The 2,220-nt window shown below is 52.3% G+C and carries 1 protein-coding gene; it reads right to left on the minus strand.

The window, feature by feature from the left end:
• Positions 1-2,220, minus strand: a 2,220-nt coding sequence (locus QKW35_RS21165) for a hypothetical protein (protein WP_282356369.1), incomplete at both ends; no start/stop codon positions are given.

Raw genomic sequence — 2,220 nt, forward strand, 5'->3', positions numbered from 1 at the left:
TGCGGCTGCGGTATCGTTGGCGAATGCTGCACGTACCAGAGTGATCACTTCATCCACGCTAAGCGGATAGTTCACATCGGCGTTGGCTGCATTCAGCAGTGCTGCCGCACTATGACGCAACAGGGCTTCTTTGTCGGTGTTACCTTCGGCTTCCAGTGCGCCCAGCAGAGTGATGTCTTTGTATTTACCCGGCAGGCCTGGCAGGTTGCCAGCGATACCGAATACATCAACATACTTGGTCTCTACCGGTACAGGGCTGTATGGTGCTGCCCAGCTACCGAAGTGCTGAGGCTGTTTCCAGTAACCTGGAGTACAGGCTTCAAACACACCCACAACAGTCAACGGTTCACAGTGTGCTGGCAGGTTGCCCGCCAGATCACCCAGAGTGATTGGGTTGTAGATACTGTCACCACTGTAGGTTGCCAGGAATGACAATTCGCCGATTTCGGTGGTTACGTCACCGGATTCCTGAGTACCGTCACCGCCCAGTGTCCAAGGGCCGTCACTGACAGCTGCACCGGAACAATCCAGTGTAGCGTAACGGTAGAAGGTCACTGTACCTGTTGGTGCACCCAGTGCGCCGGATACGGTCACTTTATCGTGAATCACAGTACCAACATCAACCTGTCCACCCTGTATATCGGTCGCGTCGTGTCCAGGACCGACACGTGAACCTTCGTGGATATTGGTTGCGACGTTCGCATCAATCTTATTCACGGTCAGCGGTTCGCAATCACCGGTTGGAACCGGATTAACGGTATCCAGGTCACCCAGAGTGATAGGGTTGTACACGCTGTCACCACTGTAGGTCGCAACGTAGGACAATCCACCGGATGCGGTGGTGAGGTAGTCACTGGCCTCGGCCATACCGCCAGACAGAGCAACTGTTTCTGTTACTGGTGTACCTGAACAGTTACCGGTTGGGTAACGGTAGAAGGTTACACTACCTGTTGGGGTTGACAGTGCGCCACTTACATCGGCTTTATCGTGAACAGTTGAGCCTACGTCTACACTACCGCCAGTAATGTCGGAGTGGGCTGCATCATGCACGTGGGTCACGATATCCGCATCGATCTTATTGATGGTCAGCGGTTCGCAGTTACCTTCCGGTACTGGTTTTGTAGGATCCAGATCGCCCAGTGTAATTGGGTTATAGATCGCATCACCACTGTATACAGCGATGTAAGACAAGGCACCGGATACAGAGGTAGTAAAACCACTGGATTCAGCCATACCACCGGATAGTGACACGGTTTGAGTCACTGCGCTGCCACTGCAGTTACCGGTTGCGTAACGGTAGAAGGTTACGGTACCGGATGGAACAGGCAGTCCGGAAAGACCGGATACGGTAGCTTTATCATGCACAGTTGAACCAACATCGACACTGCTACCGGTAATATCGGTATGTGCAGCATCATGAACATGGGTTGCAATGTTTGCATCCACTTTATTCACGGTCAGTGGTTCACAATCCCCGGTAGGTACCGGAGCTGTACTCAGATCACCGAGTTTGATCTCGTTGTAGTACTGGTCACCACTGTAGGTTGCCAGATAAGAGATACCACCCTGGGAAGCCAGAGTCAGTGTACTGGATTCAGCCATACCGCCGGACAGACTTACAGTTTCAGTTGTTGGTGTACCTGTACAGCTACCAGAGCTATAACGGTAGAACGTAACTGTGCCTGTTGGCGTAGGTGCTACTCCATCGCCGGTTACAAAGGCTTTGTCGTGGATAGTATCACCGATAAAGGCACTGCCACCGGTGATGTCAGCATGGTTGGCATCATGGATGTTGGTTGCCACAGTCGCGTTGCGTTTAATGATGGTAAACGGTTCGCAGTCCTCACCCGGCAAGCTGGCTGAAGGATAGTTGTTATCACCTTCATAACTGGCACTGAACGACCATTCGCCTGCAGCAGGCATAAACGGTGTAGATTCCGCCATGGCTGGGTTACCAGAACCCAACGCGACCACTTCAGGTGAACCGCTTTCGTTACCCGGCATACAATCCAGGCCGCTGTAAAGCTGGAAGCTCACATTACCGGTTGGATCAGGTGGAATTGTAATACCTGAGCCGGTTACGAATGCTTTATCGTGCACTTCGGTCAGTACAGGGATATTGGTTGCGAAGGTGATGTCGTTGTGGTCTTTATCGTGAACCTGGGTTGCCACTTCTGCATGACAGAGCGGGAATGCACCCATCGCATAGTCTTTCAGCTG

Source organism: Pontibacterium granulatum, assembly GCF_029961155.1.
Classification (GTDB): Bacteria; Pseudomonadota; Gammaproteobacteria; order Pseudomonadales; family Balneatricaceae; genus Pontibacterium; species Pontibacterium granulatum.